The following is an 18,316-nucleotide window of genomic DNA, read 5'->3' as shown; positions in this document are numbered from 1 at the left end:
AATTGTAATCAATTATCAACAATATAAACACAATGAAAAGATACATTTTAATTTTATCAGCACTAATTATGACGATTGCTGTGCAGGCTCAACGAATGCCCTTAGCAGATAGCACAATTGTTACAAAACATAGTGTTACTGCAAATGGTCAGAAATTTGGCTATACAGCAATGACCGGAACACAACCAGTTTGGGATCAAAAAGGCAATGTTTTAGCTACTGTTCATTTCACGTATTATACACGCGATGATATCAGTAATAGAGCAAAAAGACCTCTAGTGATTTCCTTCAATGGTGGCCCAGGTTCAGGTTCAGTTTGGATGCACTTAGCATACACTGGTCCTAGAATTCTAAACATCGATGATGAAGGTTATCCATTACAACCTTATGGTGTAAAGGAAAATCCATATTCTATCTTAGATGTGGCCGATATCGTGTACATTGATCCAATCAATACCGGTTATTCACGCATATTAGACGAAAAAGCTGATCGTTCTCTTTTCTTTGGTACCAATGCCGATATTAAATATTTAGCGGAATGGATCAATACATTTGTAACTAGAAACAATCGCTGGGCATCACCTAAATATTTAATCGGTGAAAGTTATGGTACCACCCGTGTTTCTGGTTTAGCCTTAGAATTGCAAAATGCTCAATGGATGTACTTGAATGGAGTAATCTTAGTATCTCCAACTGATCTTGGTATTAAGAGAGAAGGTGCAGTGGAAAAAGCTAACTTTTGGCCATACTATGCTGCTACAGCATGGTACCATAAGCAGTTAGCTCCAGAATTGCAAAACAGAGATTTAGAAGAATTCCTTCCTGAAGTGGAAAAATTCACTATCGAAGAACTACTTCCAGCTATCGCAAAAGGTTCTAGTATCAGTGCTGCAGAAAAATCAGCAGTGATCAAGAAAATGGCTAGATATTCTGGATTGTCTGAAACTGTAATTGAGCAAAACAATATGGATATTCCAACTGCATTATATTGGAAAGAATTATTGCGTGATCAAGGTAAAACTGTGGGTCGTTTGGATTCAAGATATATCGGTATGGACTTCCGCGATGGTGGTGAACGTCCAGATTATAATTCAGAATTAACTTCTTGGTTGCATTCCTTTACCCCAGCAATTAATTACTATTATACCAATGAGCTGAATTATAAGGCGGATGTGAAATATAATATGTTCGGACCAGTTCATCCTTGGGATAGAAGCAATGACAACACAGGTTATAATTTAAGACAAGCGATGGCAGCTAACCCTTACTTGCATTTAATGGTTCAGTCAGGGTACTACGATGCTGCTTGTGATTATTTCAATGCTAAGTATAATATGTGGCAAATGGATCCTTCTGGTAAATTGAAATCAAGAATGAGTTGGATCGGATACAGAAGTGGTCACATGATGTATTTACGTAAAGAAGACTTAATCAAAGCAAACGAAGATATTCGTCAATTCATTAAAAAATCTTTACCAGCAGCTGATCAACCAGCTAAATACTAGTGTTTTTTTTAATTAAGCCAGTCCTTCCCTTCGGACTGGCTTTTATCTCTTATGTATTATGCGAATAAAACATCTTATTCTTTTCGTCTTTGCTGGATTAGGTACGGTTCAAGCTCAAGACTATATCAATGACACCAAAGCGGTCAAAACTTATCTTGATCAAGAGAAAACCAAATTTATTCAAGATCTTAAGTTGGATTCTAAATCTAAATATGAGACCTTAAATCATCTTATGGATCTGGGTGAATGGAACTTAGTAAACAATGAATTAAACCTAGGAAAGAAACTTAATGCTCAAGAAGCAGCTGTATTAAAATTTAAATACCATTGGCTAAACAATGATTTCAAAGCTGCGGAACAAGATCTATTAAAACTAAGTAAAAAAGATCAAGCTGACCTGAAAGTACAGCGTGCTTTTGCGATTCTAAAAATTGAGGCTTGGGAATTGGAAACAGCCGAGCAAATGAGTAAAGCTCTTTTGCTGAAAAATCCAAATGACATCGAAACAAACCTTGTTTTGGGAAGGGCCTTGATGCTACAGAAAAAGTACCCTGAGGCTTTAGCCTTAGCGAATAGTCTTATTGAGAAAATGCCTAATAATGCTGCTGGGTATTTTTTGAAAGCAGATGTTTTCTTTTGGGACCAAAAACCTAAAGACGCTGAGGAAGTATTGGTCAAAGGATTGAAATTAAATCCTTTGAATGCGGATGCCAGGTTTTATTATGGCTATGCAATCTGGAGAAGGATTGATGCGACTCAATTAGGTGATATGGTTGCCCAATGGGAAATTGCATTGGCGCTAAATCCATTGCATTTTCAATCTCATTGGCATTTAGGAAATGGCCATACCAATTTGACCTACGCCGATTATGTGGATGAAAATGAAAAAACCATCAGACATGAGTTGGAGGAGGCCGATGAATTGTTCACCGGGAACAAAATTGAGGCAGCACTTCAAAAAGTAGATCAAATAGAAAAAGCACATCCAAAATCCGTATTACCTGAAATGCACAAAGCATCCCTGTTGTACGGTGATTTTGATGCCTCCGATCGGAAACAAAGATTGGATAATGCGGAAAAGATTTTCTTAAATATTTTAAATGAAAAGCATCATTATGGGCCTGCCCACAATGGATTGGCAGCAGTTATCAAATCCAAAAGAATTCCTTATCTGAAAACTTATCCTAGTATAAGTGCAGCAATAAAAAATCCTAATATTACCAATATGCATGATTTCTTGGAGGTCTTTCCTGATCTTGCTTATTATCCTGGAAATGTTGCTAAAGGCATGGCTTGGAATCAATTGTATACTGCTACAGTATATTTTCCATTTTTGGTAAAACAACATCGCGTGTTTGTCGTTCCGCCATTGCATATCGATTTGGCTTTAGCCATGAAAGCTCCTTACTTCAGGTTTAACTCTACCTTTGACAATCGTCAATGGATGGATATCCGTGGAGTAGGATCGGGTGCTGCAGCCATCGAATATGTGGAGCGTGGCGCATTTCAAGAAAGAAATGTGATCTTGCACGAATATGTGCATCTGTTCCATGGTCAGGTATTGACAGATAAGCAAAATAGAAAGATCCGTGAGCTATATTATAATGCCATGGAAAATGGACTGACCCTAGACTATTATTCACAGAACAATGAGTCTGAGTATTTAGCGCAGACCTATCCGGCCTATTTTGAAATGGTTAAAGTGCATCCATTGGATTTTAAATCGATGAATACCTTGAACGACCTGAAGACCAAGGATCCTAAGATGTATGCCTTTTTGGATGATATGATCACTAAAGAGAAAGCTTATTTGGCCGGTGATAAACAGGCTATGGCTTCTAATTGGTCTGAGGTATATGTGAATTTAGCTAGAAACTCTGCTAAGAATGACCTTAAAGAGGCGTATTCTTATCTGGATACTGCCCTTCAATATGATCAGCAATATTTGCCAGCTTTCGTTGATTATGCTGAATATTTGTTGTCAGAGGGTAAATATGATGAGGCTTCAAACCGATTGAAATCTGCGAAAGCAATCGATGCTAATTATGCTCCTATTTATTCGGTAGAAGGGAATATCCTTATGGCAACCCAACCTAATAATTTAGCAGCGCAGGCGGCATTGCTCAAAAAAGCTTATGATATTGAGGTCGATTACATGGAAAAAGCTAAGAACTCTGGAATCTTAAGAAATTTCTATTTCCAAAGAGGTATGCTGAAACAAGCCATGGATGTGGCGGATGAATATGTGAAAAATGGATCGGAGATCTCTACCTATCTACGGGATAGAAAAGATGATTCCAAGACTTTCAAGGCATGGCAGAAATCATTGCTAGGTTATGCTGATGAGATTGCTGTTTTATCACATTTAGCTGCTCAGAAACCGCAAAATTATATTATCCGTACGCAACATATTGAAGCTTTGACTGCAAATGGAAAATATGATGAAGCATTGAAAAATCTACAACAGATCTATCGTACTCTGCAAGCTTCTCAAGTGAACCGACCAGAGTTTGAATTGCTATTTGCTGAGGTCTATGCCAAACAAGGAAAAACCAAAGAATTGAATGAGTTCTTGAATAAATTGATGGTAAGAGGTGGTGATCCAATTCGATTGGAACCTTTGTATAACCAAAGATTGGTGAGGCTGTTGGCTGCCAATAACAGATTGGATGATGCAAAGGCATTTCGCCAAAAATTGAAAAGCAATAACAGCCTGTTTTATAGAGCATCGGATTTAGTCAGTCAGGCATTGATCAATTTAAAAGAAAGCAATACGGATAAGGCATTAAGTCTTCTTGACGAAGCATTAGCACTATATCCTTATGAAGTAGATGGGATTAAGTTGTTGAAAGAAATAGGGAAATCTAACAATAAAGCAGATAATATTTTAACTAATCGTTTAAAAGGAGTGGAAATTCCAGCAATTTTATAGCATCTTTACAAATTAAAATTATTACATGAATACATACGAATTAATTTCCATTGGCCTTTATATGCTATTGATGGTTCTGATAGGTTTTTATTCCTGGAAGAAATCAACGAGTAACTCAGAGGAGTTTTTAATTGGAGGGCGTAAAATGGGCGCCGCAGTAACCGCATTGTCCGCCGGCGCTGCTGATATGAGTGGTTGGTTATTGATGGGTTTGCCAGGTGCGATGTACGCCGCAGGATTGTCCAGTTCTTGGATAGCCATAGGCTTGACTATTGGGGCTTTCCTAAATTATGTTTTAGTCGCCCCAAGGTTGCGCGTTTATACTGAGGTTGCCAAGAACTCCATTACATTACCAGTCTTTTTTGAAAACAGGTTCCATGATAAGACCCAATTGTTGAAAATTGCGTCGTCGGTGTTTATCCTGGTTTTCTTTACCTTATATACCTCTGCAGGTATGGTTTCGGGAGGACGTTTGTTTGAATCAGCCTTTAATATAGATTATTACACTGGTTTGTATGTAACGACTTTTGTCGTGGTTCTGTATACTTTTTTAGGTGGTTTCTTGGCGGTAAGTTTAACAGACTTCGTACAAGGTACCATTATGGTAACGGCCCTTGTAATCTTGCCTATTGTGATGGTTACACAGATTGGTGGCTTAGGGGAAACCATTAGCATTATTGACAATAAAAATTCAGATTACCTGGACTTATTTAAAGGAACGACCACCATCTCCATTGTTTCCCTTCTTGCTTGGGGATTAGGATATTTTGGTCAACCCCATATATTGGTTCGTTTCATGGCTATTGATAGTGTTAAAGACATTCCGAAGGCTAGAAATATCGGTATTACCTGGATGATTTTCACAGTAGGTGGTGCCATGTTGGTAGGTCTTTTCGGAATTGCCTATTTAGCTAAATTTGATACGGCTACCATGTCCAAGTTTGATGGATCGAAGGAAATGGCTGAAACCATCTTTATCTACACTTCAAGGGTATTATTCCATCCTTTGATCGGTGGATTCCTATTGTCGGCGATCCTAGCTGCAGTAATGAGTACGATTTCTTCTCAATTATTGGTGACTTCGAGTTCCATGACGGAAGATATCTACCGAACCTTCTTCAACAAGCAAGCTTCAGCAAAGACTATGTTGCAAGTGAGCAGACTTTCCGTTTTGATTGTAGCCGTAATTGCTTTGTTATTATCCCTGAATCCTAAGGATAGTATCTTGAATTTGGTTGGAAATGCTTGGGCTGGATTTGGTGCCGCATTTGGACCAATTGTGTTATTATCCCTTCTGTGGAAAAGAACTACTGCTATGGCCGGTTTGTTAGGAATGTTAGTTGGAGGTGCCGTCGTGTTATTGTGGGTATATGTACCTCATGATCATAAGGACGTTTATGAAATGATTCCGGGCTTTATATTGAGCTTTTTAACCATTGTCATTGTTTCCTTGTTATCAAAACCTGTAAATCAGGAAATTCAGGATGAGTTCGATGAAGTAAAACGCATCGTCAAATCATAGATAAACAACAGATTGATTATTAAGCGCTGGTCGGATTCGATCAGCGCTTTACTTTTTTATAGGGTCAGATTAAAGAACAGGCGTAACTTTATATCCTTTGTCCTTCAATAATTGGATAACACCATTTTTACCTAATAAATGTCCTGCACCAACGGCAAAGAATGTTGGGTTGGCTTTCATCATTTCAGGCATTTTAGTCAACCATTCTTGATTTCTTTTGGTCAACATCATTTCTTCTTTTTCTGGACTAAAGGAAGAGGTCTTAAACAATAACTCTTCAACCTCAGAAACTTTATTGTTAAAATATTTGGATACCAAATCCTTGGTTGTTGCCTTCATTTTATCCAGATCCCTTAGGTAAGTATAAAGGTCTTCAGCCTTGAAGAATTCGTTCATTAAGTTGATCTGGAATTCCGCTGTTTCCAGTTCATCAACTGGTTTGCCAGCAGCTCCTTCTAATTTCAGCAATTCTAATTCCATCGATTTCATGTCCTTAGGATCTTGACATTCAAAAGCCTGCATGGACAAAATAGACAACAGCACTGCTGGACCTACTTGATCTAACATTGCAGGTGATAGGTTCTTGGCAGTCAGGACAGAGTCGATCAATTGTTTCTTTTCAGGTGCTAGACCATCAAAGAAACCCGGAACTGGTCCGATATGGGCCTGTAATGATTTGACAGTTTCTGGATTGCTAGCATTAAGTTCTAGAGCAATACGGTCGGTTGTTTTGACGGCTTCTTTAATTTTATCTTCCATTTTGAAATCAGGACCACATGCCATGTGGATGGTGCCAAGGACATAGGAATCCTTTGTTAATCCGTTTCCTGATACTTTCCATAGGAATGTTTCTTTGTTCTGGGCAAATAAGGCAATGGTCATCATAATTGCCATTGCAGTAAGGATTAGTTTTTTCATATTGTTTTAGTGTAAATTCAAATAGTAAGTATATGATCGTAATCAATCGTTACAATAAATGTGCAAATAATTGGAAATTTAAAAAAACGAAATAAAAAGGGACGAATTTTATTCGTCCCTTTCTGTTATTCTCCAGTTTTCAATTTGAAATCTCCAAGGGTTTCAAATTTGATTTTACTAGGATGGTTTTTATCAAAGTATAACCTATGTGTATTCTTGATGTAATCCTCTGCCTTGGCTTTATAGATATCCATAAATTGATTAGGGTTTCTATCTGCTAATGGGAACCAAGTGTGTTGGATCTGCACCATGATTTTATGTCCTGCTTTGAAAGTATGTGCTACATCTGGCAACACCACACTCACAGGAGTAATTTCATTAGGTTTGAATGCTTCTGGATTACTAAAGCTATTGCGGAATTTACCACGAAGGATTTCTCCTCTAACTAGCATCTGGTAGTTGGGCATCACCACTTTTTCATTAACTGCGGATGTTGCAGAAGAGGTGTCTGGATAAACATCGATGATCTTAACGATAAAGTCAGCATCGGTGCCTGTCATGGAAACATTTAAGTCAGCAACAACAGGGCCTGCCATGGTAATGTCTGAGGTTAATACCCCAGTTTCAAAAACCATGACATCTGGACGATTGGCCACGAAGCGTTGGTCTGCGATCATGTATTCTCTGGTTCTGTTTTCAATCAGACCTTCTTGGAAAGGTACTGGTTTGTTCGGGTCACTCACGTACTCTACGAAGGATTCTGCTTTATCGTCTGCTTGGGTTGTGATCTTGCCATTTCCGTTCAAGAAAAGCTCACTAGTGTACACATCTTTTGGCGGCCATTGGTCAAAATTCTTCCATTCATTGGCGCCAGTGAAAAAGATGTTGGCTTCAGAAGGGTTGAAGGATCCTTCACCTTTTAGGTAGTATTCGAAGAAAGGTGCTTCAAATTTCTTTTGGTAATCCAAGCTTGTTTTTTGTCCAAAGCGGATATCGCCAAAATAATCACCTTCTCCACGAACCCATCCTCCATGGAACCAAGGTCCCATTACCAAGATGGAGTTATTCTTTTTGTTGCGTTTTTCGATTTGTTTGTAGGTTTGGAAAGCACCATACGTATCCTCTGCATCGTAAAGACCGCCAACCACCATTACAGCTGGTTTAACGTCGTTTAGATGATTGGTGATAGTTCTAGCCACCCAGAAGCTGTCTAGGGTGCTGTGCTTCGCCAAATTGTCCCAGAACTTAACGGTATGGCTCAGGTATTCATTTTTTAAGCCTGATAAAGTTGGGTTGTCCAAAAAGAACTTGTAAAGGTCTTTTGATGGCAACTGAAATCCTTTTGGTCCATTTTCATTGGTAATCGGTTTTGGTCTTGGCGCATCGAAGGAATACATGAAACGGAAAGCGTCTGCCAAGAATAAGGCTCCTCCATGGTGAAAATCATCACCAATGAACCAGTCGGTAACTGGCGCTTGCGGAGAAACTGCTTTCAATGCTGGATGGCTACCCACTAGGCTTACAGTAGAATAGAAACCTGGGTAGGAGATACCATACATACCCACTTTGCCATTATTTCCTTTTAGATTCTTTACCAACCAATCGATGGTGTCGTAAGTATCCGTACTTTCATCAATGGTATGCTTGTTTTCTTTGGTTTTGGTTGGGCGAATGTCTTCAAAAGTACCTTCACTCATCCATTTACCACGTACATCTTGGTAAACGAAGATATAACCCTTTTTCATCATCTCTGGGAAATTTCCCAAACTGGCCTTGAATTTCCCTTCGCCATAGGGGGCAACGGTATAAGGAGTTCGGTTCAGCATGATAGGGTATTTCTTCGACTTGTCTTTTGGGGAATAGATTGAGGTGAACAGTCGTGTACCATCTCTCATGGTGATGTACTGTTCGGTTTTGTCATAATGCGTTTTTACATAATCGGCATTGGCATCCTGACCTTTGCTTTGTATACCTAATAGGAGGAAAAGGATACAAAGAGTTAATAATTTCTTCATTTGGATAGGTTTTTTATTTTAGTTTAATAAAGTTAAAGTTATACTTTTTTTGATAACTTAGGTTAACATTAATACATTATTTATATGAGCATTAAAGAAGGATTTTTAGTAGAATTGGAGCGCGAAACCAATAACACAAGAAGGATCTTAGATCGATTGAAAGATGAGGACTTGTCTTTTAAACCTCATGAAAAATCCATGTCATTAGGCAATTTAGCGGGGCATATTGTAGAGCTGCATAATTGGGTTTCAGATGCTTTGACGAAAAACGATTTTAACTTAGCGACAGACTATAAACCATTTCACCCAAACAGTGTGGAGGAACTGAAGAAAGCACTAGATGAAGGGTATAAAAGAAATGAAAAAACTATCGACGAATTTCCAGAAGAGGATTGGTTCAGCAAATGGACAATGAGAGTCGATACCTACGTTGTGGGTGAGATGCCAAAACTTGGAGCACTTCGTTTTGTGATCAATAATCATTTGATTCATCATAGAGGTCAGTTGACTGTTTACCTAAGATTGTTGGATATTCCTGTACCGGGTTTGTATGGACCTTCCGCAGATGAAAAGAAATAGGTAGATTTCAAAAAGATTAAATGCCAGAAGATAATCTTCTGGCATTTTTTTGTTAAATATGGAAGGGATTAATGATATTTTTAATACTGAATATGAGTAGTTTATAAATATTTTTCAGTTTTTTTATTTTTCCATGTAATAGATGGGCAGTGCAATCTGTCTTGTTATTAAATAAGCACTAATAATGATGAACCAAGAGACCTTTAAAAATACGGTATTTGTCCTGAAGGATAAGTTGTACCGGTTTGCAAATAGGTTTCTGGAACATCAGGAAGATGCTTACGATCTGGTACAGGAGGTGATGATGAAACTGTGGGAGCAGAGGGGTCAATTGACACAGTTGAAGAGTGTAGAAGCTTTTGCCATGCAAATGGTCAGAAATATGGCCTACAACAAAATTGATAAACTGGGAAGGCATGCGAAATATCTAAATCAATTGCCCGCAGATATTCAACATGAGAAGTATCCATCGATGACCAAAGAGCTAATCATGAAAATGATCGATGGGTTGCCGGAAAAGCAACGGCTGGTGATGTACCTAAGGGATATTGAAGAATATGAAATTGTAGACATCGCCGAGATGGCAGGGCTGGAAGAGAATGCAGTGAGGGTCAATCTCTCGAGAGCTAGGAACAGCGTAAGAGTAAACTTAACTAAGGTTTTTGAATATGAAAAGAGAAGAATTGGATAAGCTGAAAGCTAAATACTGGGAAGGTAAGACATCCCTGGAAGAGGAGCGTCAGCTGAAAGAACTGGAGAATGAAGAATTCTTTTCCATGCTCAAGCAACCTGAGGAAAAGATGGACTGGGATTTTGAGAGTTTTATGGATGAAGCCGAAGCTGAAATACCGGCTGAAAAGAAAATCATTCCATTGTCTCGAAGAATCATTACACTGACTAGTATTGCGGCCTCTTTGCTTTTGGGATTTTTCCTGATCCGCCAATTCAATGGCAATACAGACATTCAAAATCCTAATAAAGTTGCTGTAGCGAATGAAAGTCCGAAAGCATTGGATGTGGAGCTGCCTAAGGACGAACCTACAGCTGTCGCTGAGGATGATTGGCGCAATGGTCAGCATGAGGAGGAAAGTTCCTTTAAAAGCACGCAATTAGCCTCTACAAGGAAACCTTCAGCACAGGCTCAACAAGCAGTGCAAGCTGAACCTGATCAGAATGAAGAGTTGTTTGTTGAAGTCAATGGCGTCAGGATCTATGATGAAGAGAAAGCTCTTGAGGTTACGGAGACTGCCTTGCATTTTGCTGCTTCTAATTTGAAGAAAGGGATGGAAGGCGTCGAAAACATTAAGTATTTAAAAATTGAAATCTAAAAAAATGAAAACTATGAAAACGTTCATGTTAATAATCAGCCTATTTGTGGCAAGCATGGCACAGGCTCAGATCTCTAAATTGGACCAAATATTTGAGCAATATAAAGAGCAAAAAGGGGTTACTTCGATCAAGATTGGTAAACCAATGTTCAAGATGTTGAACAAGATGAAGATCAATGATGCTGACGTGGAAACCATCAAACCATTATTGAGCAAGATCAATTCCATCAAGATGTTGGTTTTTGAAAATGCAGGTTCCTCCATCCAGAAGGAAGTAAGTTCAGCAATTGGAAACCTTAAATACGAAGAATTGTTGGTGATCAATTCCGATGGTGACAAAATCCGATTCTTAGCTGAAAATGTTGAAGGCGATTTCTTGAATAACCTGTTGCTGAGTATCAACTCCGATGAAGAAACTGTATTCATGATCCTTGATGGAGCCGTGAAATACGACGACATCAATGCCCTAGTAAACAATAACGAAAACTAACCTTAATAAAACTAACATTATGAAACGCTACATTGGAATTATTTGTGCCGCTATTATTTTCTTCAGCATGCAAAGTTGCATGATAAAACGGGGCGCAAACATGGATTTCGCAAAAGGCACTAAACTGTCAGGTGGTGCTGAAATTGTATCTATCAATGTCCCAGGAATCCTGATGAAAACATTTATCCGTGGAAAGATCAGGGAACTGAGAGAAGATGATCCTGCATTAGCCCTGGCCTTGAAGAAGATCAAGAAAATTAAATTGATGGCAGTTTCAGGCGGTGGAAGGGATTCCAACCTATACGACAAATTCAACAGTTATCTGGTGAAGAATGATTTTGAGGAGCTAATGAGTATTTATAGTGATGGCTCAAAGATTTCCATCAACACAAAAACAAAAGGGGATAGGATAAAGAATGTCATGTTGGGTATCACGGATGAGGAGGATCAGGTGTTTGTGGATCTGAAATCGGATATCAATTTAAATGAACTCAATCAACTGATTGAACATTATGAAAGCAGCCAGCAAAATAAAAAGGATAAGAAAATGGAAAATTCAGAAGAATCTTAAGTTTCGTTGTTTAGTTAATAAAAAAGCCTGGCTCATTCGAGTCAGGCTTTCTTTATGATTTTCGCTTAAGGGAATTATTTAGCTAATTCTTCAGCGATTGCTTTTCCAATTTCAGCAGGTGATTCAACAACACGGATACCACATTCTTCCATGATTTTCATCTTAGCAGCAGCAGTATCATCAGCACCACCAACGATTGCACCAGCGTGACCCATACGGCGTCCCGGAGGCGCTGTTTGTCCAGCGATGAAACCAACAACTGGTTTAGTTCCGTTTTCTTTGATCCAACGAGCAGCTTCAGCTTCCATTCCACCACCGATCTCACCAATCATGATGATACCTTTGGTTTCTGGGTCGTTCATCAACAACTCAACAGCTTCTTTCGTTGTAGTTCCAATGATTGGGTCACCACCAATACCGATAGCTGTAGTGATTCCTAATCCTGCTTTCACAGTTTGGTCTACTGCTTCGTAAGTCAAAGTACCTGATTTAGATACCACACCTACAGAACCTTTTTTGAAGATGAAACCTGGCATGATACCAATCTTAGCTTCTTCAGCAGTGATGATACCAGGACAGTTAGGACCGATTAAACGTGAGTTTTTGTCGCTCAAGTAAGATTTTACTTGAATCATGTCTTTTGTTGGAATACCTTCGGTAATACAAACAATTAAAGCAATACCAGCAGCAGCAGCTTCCATGATAGCGTCAGCAGCAAATGCAGGTGGAACAAAAATAATAGAAACATTTGCACCTGTAGCATCAACAGCATCTTGAACAGTGTTGAATACTGGGCGGTCTAAGTGTGTTTGGCCACCTTTACCAGGAGTAACACCACCTACTACGTTTGTACCGTACTCAATCATTTGAGACGCATGATAAGTACCTTCGTTTCCGGTAAAACCTTGAACGATTACTTTGGAATCTTTATTTACTAATACACTCATTTTGTCTTATTTTTTGCAACGCAAATCTACTATTTTGATATGACTTCTAAAAATCAGATAGGTAGGTATTTTGTTATTTTTTAATAAACTTGGTTTTATTGATTAAATCCCACAGTACTATACCTATGGTAACAGAAACATTGAAGGAATGTTTTGTCCCAAATTGTGGGATTTCCAAGGTACCATCCGCGATCGCAATGATATCCTCTTCCACACCATGGACCTCATTGCCAAAAACTACCGCATACTTCTTGTTTGTTACAGGTTCAAAGGTCTCCAAGGAGATGCTGTTATTGGTTTGTTCGATTGCATAGACCTCAAATCCTTCCTCCTTTAATTTTTTGATGGCATCCACGCTGTCTTTCTCGTATTCCCAAGTGACAGATTGGGTAGCTCCTAACGCCGTCTTTTCTATTTCACGATGCGGTGGAGTAGCCGTAATACCACATAAAACGATCTTATCAATGGCAAAAGCATCTGCCGTACGAAAGGCCGAACCTACATTGTGCATGCTCCTCACATTGTCCAATACAATGACTAAGGGAGTTTTCTCTTGAGATTTAAAGGTTTCAACATCAACCCGATTGAGCTGATCCATGGATAATTTTTGCATCTTGCAAAGATAATCATTTCGAAAAATTAAAAATGATTTTGAATATTAGATTTTCTGTGTTATTTTTGCAGTCCGAAATAAAGTATAAAAGATTTAAAATATTATATAGCTAAGAGAAATGGCAAATCATAAATCGTCGATCAAAAGAATTAGAGCTAACGCTGCGAAGCGTTTAAGAAACCGTTACCAAGCGAAAACTACACGTAACGCAATCAAGAAATTACGTAACACTACTTCTGCAGAAGAAGCTAAAGAATTATTGCCACGCGTGGTATCTATGCTTGATCGTCTTGCAAAGAAGAATGTTATCCACAAGAAAAAAGCTTCTAACAACAAGTCTAAGTTGACTAAATTCGTTAATAAATTAGCGTAATCTAAGCTTTTATTATAAAATATTGTAGGGGTGTTTTTACAACATCCCTTTTCTTGTTTGTATTCTTTTCTGATTCCATGCCCAAGGGATAGCAATACTTAGGGTACCATAAAAAAGCGTCGCTGACCATTTGGTCAGCGACGCTTTTTTATGGATGGATTCTTATTTACTCAGGATAGACTTCACTACCTGGTCTAATTTCTGTTTGTCGCCTTTATAGGAGTCTAGGTCATAAAGTTCAACCTTGCGGAAATCAATAGGATGGCTTTCACTTTGCAGATAGATATAGCCTTTATCTAATAATTTTCCGTCTTGTTTCACTTTTGGGTCCACTGGTGATGCACTTCCACCACCGATTTGCGGTTTGTTGTATTCCAATACAACCTGTCCATCTAGTACGTGTTGGATCAATGAATCACCAAGCACTACAAACTCAGCTGTTACCCATTGGTCACCGTGGTAAGTCTTGGATTTCGAACTTAAGCAGTGTGGGGTAAATAATTTGTCGTTGATCACTACGTTGGTTCCGGGAGTACAAAGGTTAGAGGTTGTGCGTTCGTCCTTGCCGTTTCCGCCCAAGAGTTGTCCTTCGATAGAGATCGGGAAATCTTGGTCTTTCAACATGGTTTTAGGGTCTTGGCCGTGTAACATGGCGCCGCTATTGGCCCATGCCCAGCCTTCACCACCTTTGCTCTGCTCGCCTACAAATCTATATTCCAGTCTTAGCACATAATAACCATAAGGTTTGTTGAATGCTAAGTGGCCATATTGTTGGTTAAAATCATCATATCCATCATAACGCACTTTCAAAAGCCCATCTTCAACTCTGAATGTATTAGCATAGTTGTCGCCTACTTCATGCAATCTAATCTTAGGAGTCCAATCTTTGATATCCTTGCCATTAAATAACTGAATAGGTTTAGGGGTTTTTACGGTTGTTTTTTGGTTGACTTGGGAGGTTGCTGAGCAGGAAAACATAGTTCCCAGCAGCAAACCGGCGATAATGGTCTTGAAATTCATTTATTAAGGATTATAAAAGTAAATTACGGTTTTTTACATATTCACTTGGGCGCACGCCAATAACCTTGTTAAAGGTATTGCTAAATGTAGGCAAACTGTTGTATCCTACCCGCAACGCCACTTCATTCACGCTAAGTTTGTCGTCCAAAAGAAGTTTCAATGAGGTCAACATCCTTAAGATCGTGAAGTACTGAATATACGACATTGCCAGTTCTTTTTGAAATAATCTAGCCAATGTCCGCTCAGAAATATCGAAATGCTCGGCTAAACTCTTAAAACTGATGTTCTCGGCAATGTTCTGTTCCAGGTAAGTAATGATCTGTTTGAGTTTGTCATTCTTGGGATAAGGCAAAGCCAATGGAAGCTCCGTTTGGGAAAGCTCGGGAAGGATGAGCTTAAATGCTTTCGCGATAGAATAGCGAGGTTCCTCCTCTGGGAAGATATTGCCATTCCAGCGGTTGGTAAACATGATCAATTCGATCAAAAGATCGTTGACCGGATAGATATTCACCTTATCAAAAAAGTCTGTGTCGGTCTCGTACTTAGGAAAGTACAGGTTTCTCATCACCACCTCGGCGCTACTAGGGTGTATGCTATGCTTTACATGAGGAGGGATCCAGATATAATGTCTGGCAGGAAGAAAATAAGACTTCTCGGCAGTCTTCAAAAAGACAACCCCGCCTTCGGTGTATAGGAACTGACCTTTTTTGTGTGAGTGCTCAGTAACCGAGTCTCCCATTACGGCATGATGACAATAGATACTGTTGTCATAAGTATCTACTTCTGTCATATAATATTTATCAATATATTCCTTTTGCATCCAGATGAGGCGTTAATGTGGGATAAATTTCCTGTTTTTATTTGAGAAAAGCAAAACAAGGGCGTTTTCAGGACCACACGCCACAAGTGTTTGCCTTACATTTTTGAAATATTTTAAAAAAAAGATACCGACATCTTTTGATTATTATCGCTTTTGCTCTAAATTAACAGCATCTAACATCAATCTATGGCTATTTCTTATCAGTTCCTCGAGAATTCTATAGTAATCATGTATGGTAAGTAATCGGTTACTTTATATTTTATCAAAAAAAGTAACTGGCTACAATGGATAATTTATTAAATAAAATATTGACTAATATTGCCTCACTCTTTTAGAGGGAACACAAATGTATTGATATGTTGGACAGAATACGTCTCGAAAGACTCAAAGAAAAAGTTACTACTGCCGAAGAAGCTGTCAAATTAATCGAAGACGGTATGGTTGTAGGCTCCAGTGGATTTACCAAAGCTGGAGATAGTAAGGTCATCTTACCCGCACTAGCTGAACGCGCCAAAAAAGAAAATATTAAGATCACTTTAATGACAGGAGCATCCCTTGGTCATGGTACCGATGGGAAACTTGCCGAGGCTGGTGCCTTGAAAAAGCGGATGCCATTCCAGGTAGACCCTGTCCTGAGGAGTAAGATCAACAATGGAGAGGTCCTTTTCATTGATCAACACTTAAGTGAAAGTGCCGAACTCCTACATAATAAAAACCTTCCAGATGTGGATATCGCTGTCTTGGAGGTTGCCTATATCGACAGAGATGGAAGTGTGGTTCCAACCACTTCTGTAGGAAACTCTGTTACATTTGCGGCCTTGGCAAAAAAGGTAATCCTGGAAATCAATACTTCTGTTCATGAGAATGTGTATGGTATCCACGATATCTACCAAGCCGAAGACTACCCCCACAGAAACGTGATCCCAATTGTCGCTCCATGGAATAAGATCGGAAGAAAAACCATTCCTTTAAATCCAGATAAGGTAGCTGCCATTGTGTTTACCAGTCAACATGATAGTCCTGCCGATATCGCTCCACCTGATGAGAAAACAACTAAGATTGCCGAGCACATCTTGGAGTTTTTTGAAGAAGAGGTAAATCTAGGTCACTTATCGGATCGATTGCTTCCTATCCAGGCTGGAATCGGAAAAGTAGCCAATGCCGTATTGACGGGTTTCTTGCATAGTAATTTCTATGACCTGACCATGTTCTCAGAGGTATTGCAGGATTCAGCATTTGACTTAATGGACGCTGGTAAATTGAGCTTTGCATCGGCATCCTCGGTTACTGTATCCAAAGAATGCTATGACAGGGTTTTTGATAACCTGCAGAAATACCGCGACAAGTTCGTGCTTCGTCCTCAGAATATTTCCAATACCCCAGGTTTGATCCGTCGTTTGGGCATCATCGCCATCAATACCGCTATTGAATTTGATATCTATGGCAATGTGAACTCTACCCATATCGGTGGAACCAAGATCATGAATGGGATTGGGGGCTCAGGAGATTTCGCAAGGAATGCTTATCTGAGCATTTTCGTGACCCAAGCCGCATCTAAGGACAACAAGATTTCGCATATCCTGCCGATGGTGTCCCATACAGACCACACAGAGCACGATGTCGACATCTTGGTAACTGATATCGGTCTGGCGGATTTACGCGGACTGGCGCCACGGGAGAGGGCACAGAAGATCATTGACAACTGTGTGCATCCAGACTATAGAGAAGAATTACAATCTTATTTCGACCGTGCTTGTGAGCGCGGCGGACATACCCCACATTTGTTGGAAGAAGCCTTCAGTTGGCATATTCGTTTCAATGAAACAGGAAGTATGAAAAAATAATAATAGACTATTGTTTTATTTATTGCAAAAAAGCTTAGAGAAATTTCTCTAAGCTTTTTTTTGGAATTTAATTTTTGATTGAAATCTTATCTGGTCAAACCAGAAAAGGTCTTAATTCTACTATCTGTTTCTGCCTGGCAAATAAATCTGGAAACCAACGGACAATCCAAGTCCATTCTGAGTTCCAGAAGCATTAATATTGGCTTTTGAATAATTGTAGCCTGCCATAACTTCCAATGCCACTGTTTGTGTGATGAAATGGGCATAACCTACATTTGCTCCAAGGTTTAACGAGACATCATCACCTGCAGAGCTACCACCGATACCGACATCACCCTGTCCAAAGAAACGACCTGTTGCGCTAGCACCTCCAGGAAAATAATAACGGACAAATGGCGAAATACCATAACCCCAATTATTAGGGTTGTCATCTTTTCCCGAAGTAAAACCCAGATTTGCCTGAGCACCAATTGCAATACCATCTGAAATAAAGTAACCTGCACGTGGATTCAACTGGATATTGAAGGATTCTCCCTCAAAGCTATATCCTAAGCTACCTACAGATCCACCAATCATCCAATTTCCTTGTCTGATCGGAGCCATACCAACATCCGCTGAAGATTGAGGTACGGTTTTTACTTCTACCTGTGCTGTGCTATAGGATAAGCAGCCTACTGATAAGGCTAATGTTAGTAGTAAATTTTTCATAATAATCTTGTTTTCTTTTAACTTATCAACAAGATGCAATTAATAATGTTTTCGTATTGATAAAATTTTATCTTTTGTAGGATATAGGTTACAACATATAAAAAACCTTGTTAATCCATATTAACAAGGCT

General features: G+C 39.1%; 17 protein-coding genes. 10 read left to right on the top strand and 7 right to left on the bottom strand.

The window, feature by feature from the left end; translation table 11 throughout:
• Positions 1-32: 32 nt before the first annotated feature.
• Genes CKW03_RS15540 through putP form a run of 3 tightly spaced genes read left to right on the top strand, consistent with a single transcriptional unit; the run spans position 33 to position 5,959 of the window.
• On the top strand, positions 33-1,505 hold the full coding sequence (locus CKW03_RS15540) for a S10 family peptidase (protein WP_093098477.1): 1,473 nt from the start codon (positions 33-35) through the stop codon (positions 1,503-1,505).
• Positions 1,506-1,563: 58 nt separating this feature from the next.
• A complete protein-coding gene (locus CKW03_RS15535) occupies positions 1,564-4,437 on the top strand; it encodes a tetratricopeptide repeat protein (protein WP_093098475.1) in 2,874 nt (957 codons plus the stop codon).
• Positions 4,438-4,462: 25 nt separating this feature from the next.
• Positions 4,463-5,959, top strand: coding sequence for a sodium/proline symporter PutP (gene putP, locus CKW03_RS15530; protein WP_093098474.1), 1,497 nt, complete (start codon positions 4,463-4,465; stop codon positions 5,957-5,959).
• Between the two features lie 69 nt (positions 5,960-6,028).
• Here the strand turns inward: putP and CKW03_RS15525 are convergent, their stop codons facing one another.
• Both CKW03_RS15525 and CKW03_RS15520 read right to left on the bottom strand, forming a co-directional pair.
• Positions 6,029-6,877: a TraB/GumN family protein gene (locus tag CKW03_RS15525; protein ID WP_093098472.1), complete on the bottom strand. Its 849-nt coding sequence runs from the start codon at positions 6,875-6,877 to the stop codon at positions 6,029-6,031.
• Between the two features lie 125 nt (positions 6,878-7,002).
• Positions 7,003-8,892, bottom strand: coding sequence for a CocE/NonD family hydrolase (locus CKW03_RS15520; RefSeq protein ID WP_093098470.1), 1,890 nt, complete (start codon positions 8,890-8,892; stop codon positions 7,003-7,005).
• Positions 8,893-8,976: 84 nt separating this feature from the next.
• Here CKW03_RS15520 and CKW03_RS15515 point away from each other — a divergent pair, with 84 nt between their 5' ends.
• The 5 genes from CKW03_RS15515 (at position 8,977) to CKW03_RS15495 (ending at position 11,860) form a co-directional block, all read left to right on the top strand.
• Positions 8,977-9,471, top strand: coding sequence for a DinB family protein (locus CKW03_RS15515; RefSeq protein WP_093098469.1), 495 nt, complete (start codon positions 8,977-8,979; stop codon positions 9,469-9,471).
• A 184-nt stretch (positions 9,472-9,655) separates the two neighbouring features.
• Positions 9,656-10,162 (top strand): GFO_1088 family ECF-type sigma factor, encoded by a 507-nt coding sequence (locus CKW03_RS15510; RefSeq protein WP_197700942.1) that lies wholly within the window; start codon positions 9,656-9,658, stop codon positions 10,160-10,162.
• Positions 10,140-10,799, top strand: coding sequence for a hypothetical protein (locus tag CKW03_RS15505; protein ID WP_093098467.1), 660 nt, complete (start codon positions 10,140-10,142; stop codon positions 10,797-10,799). The genes CKW03_RS15510 and CKW03_RS15505 overlap by 23 nt, the downstream gene beginning before the upstream one ends.
• A 13-nt stretch (positions 10,800-10,812) precedes the next feature.
• On the top strand, positions 10,813-11,289 hold the full coding sequence (locus tag CKW03_RS15500) for a DUF4252 domain-containing protein (protein WP_093098525.1): 477 nt from the start codon (positions 10,813-10,815) through the stop codon (positions 11,287-11,289).
• 19 nt (positions 11,290-11,308) lie between these two features.
• Positions 11,309-11,860 (top strand): DUF4252 domain-containing protein, encoded by a 552-nt coding sequence (locus tag CKW03_RS15495; protein WP_093098466.1) that lies wholly within the window; start codon positions 11,309-11,311, stop codon positions 11,858-11,860.
• Positions 11,861-11,934: 74 nt separating this feature from the next.
• Here CKW03_RS15495 and sucD read toward each other — a convergent pair whose 3' ends face one another.
• Together sucD and CKW03_RS15485 are read right to left on the bottom strand one after the other, a co-directional pair.
• Entirely contained in the window at positions 11,935-12,807 is an 873-nt protein-coding gene (sucD, locus tag CKW03_RS15490) for a succinate--CoA ligase subunit alpha (protein WP_093098465.1), read from the bottom strand.
• 73 nt (positions 12,808-12,880) lie between these two features.
• Positions 12,881-13,420, bottom strand: a complete 540-nt coding sequence (locus CKW03_RS15485) for an RNA methyltransferase (protein ID WP_093098463.1) — start codon at positions 13,418-13,420, stop codon at positions 12,881-12,883.
• 118 nt (positions 13,421-13,538) lie between these two features.
• Between CKW03_RS15485 and rpsT the strand changes: the two genes are divergently transcribed.
• Positions 13,539-13,793: a 30S ribosomal protein S20 gene (gene rpsT, locus CKW03_RS15480; RefSeq protein ID WP_093098462.1), complete on the top strand. Its 255-nt coding sequence runs from the start codon at positions 13,539-13,541 to the stop codon at positions 13,791-13,793.
• Between the two features lie 162 nt (positions 13,794-13,955).
• Here the strand turns inward: rpsT and CKW03_RS15475 are convergent, their stop codons facing one another.
• Together CKW03_RS15475 and CKW03_RS15470 are read right to left on the bottom strand one after the other, a co-directional pair.
• Positions 13,956-14,813, bottom strand: coding sequence for a 3-keto-disaccharide hydrolase (locus CKW03_RS15475; RefSeq protein WP_236736505.1), 858 nt, complete (start codon positions 14,811-14,813; stop codon positions 13,956-13,958).
• Positions 14,814-14,823: 10 nt separating this feature from the next.
• Positions 14,824-15,603, bottom strand: a complete 780-nt coding sequence (locus CKW03_RS15470) for an AraC family transcriptional regulator (RefSeq protein WP_236736504.1) — start codon at positions 15,601-15,603, stop codon at positions 14,824-14,826.
• A gap of 386 nt (positions 15,604-15,989) precedes the next feature.
• Between CKW03_RS15470 and CKW03_RS15465 the strand changes: the two genes are divergently transcribed.
• Entirely contained in the window at positions 15,990-17,477 is a 1,488-nt protein-coding gene (locus tag CKW03_RS15465; protein ID WP_093098459.1) for a succinyl-CoA:acetate CoA-transferase ScpC, read from the top strand.
• Between the two features lie 120 nt (positions 17,478-17,597).
• Here CKW03_RS15465 and CKW03_RS15460 read toward each other — a convergent pair whose 3' ends face one another.
• Positions 17,598-18,185, bottom strand: coding sequence for a putative outer membrane beta-barrel protein (locus tag CKW03_RS15460; RefSeq protein ID WP_093098522.1), 588 nt, complete (start codon positions 18,183-18,185; stop codon positions 17,598-17,600).
• Positions 18,186-18,316: the final 131 nt, after the last annotated feature.

This window comes from Sphingobacterium mizutaii (genome assembly GCF_900187125.1).
Lineage (GTDB): Bacteria > Bacteroidota > Bacteroidia > Sphingobacteriales > Sphingobacteriaceae > Sphingobacterium > Sphingobacterium mizutaii.
Note: the sequence above shows the minus strand (reverse complement) of the source record. Positions and strands in the feature narration are given on the sequence as shown.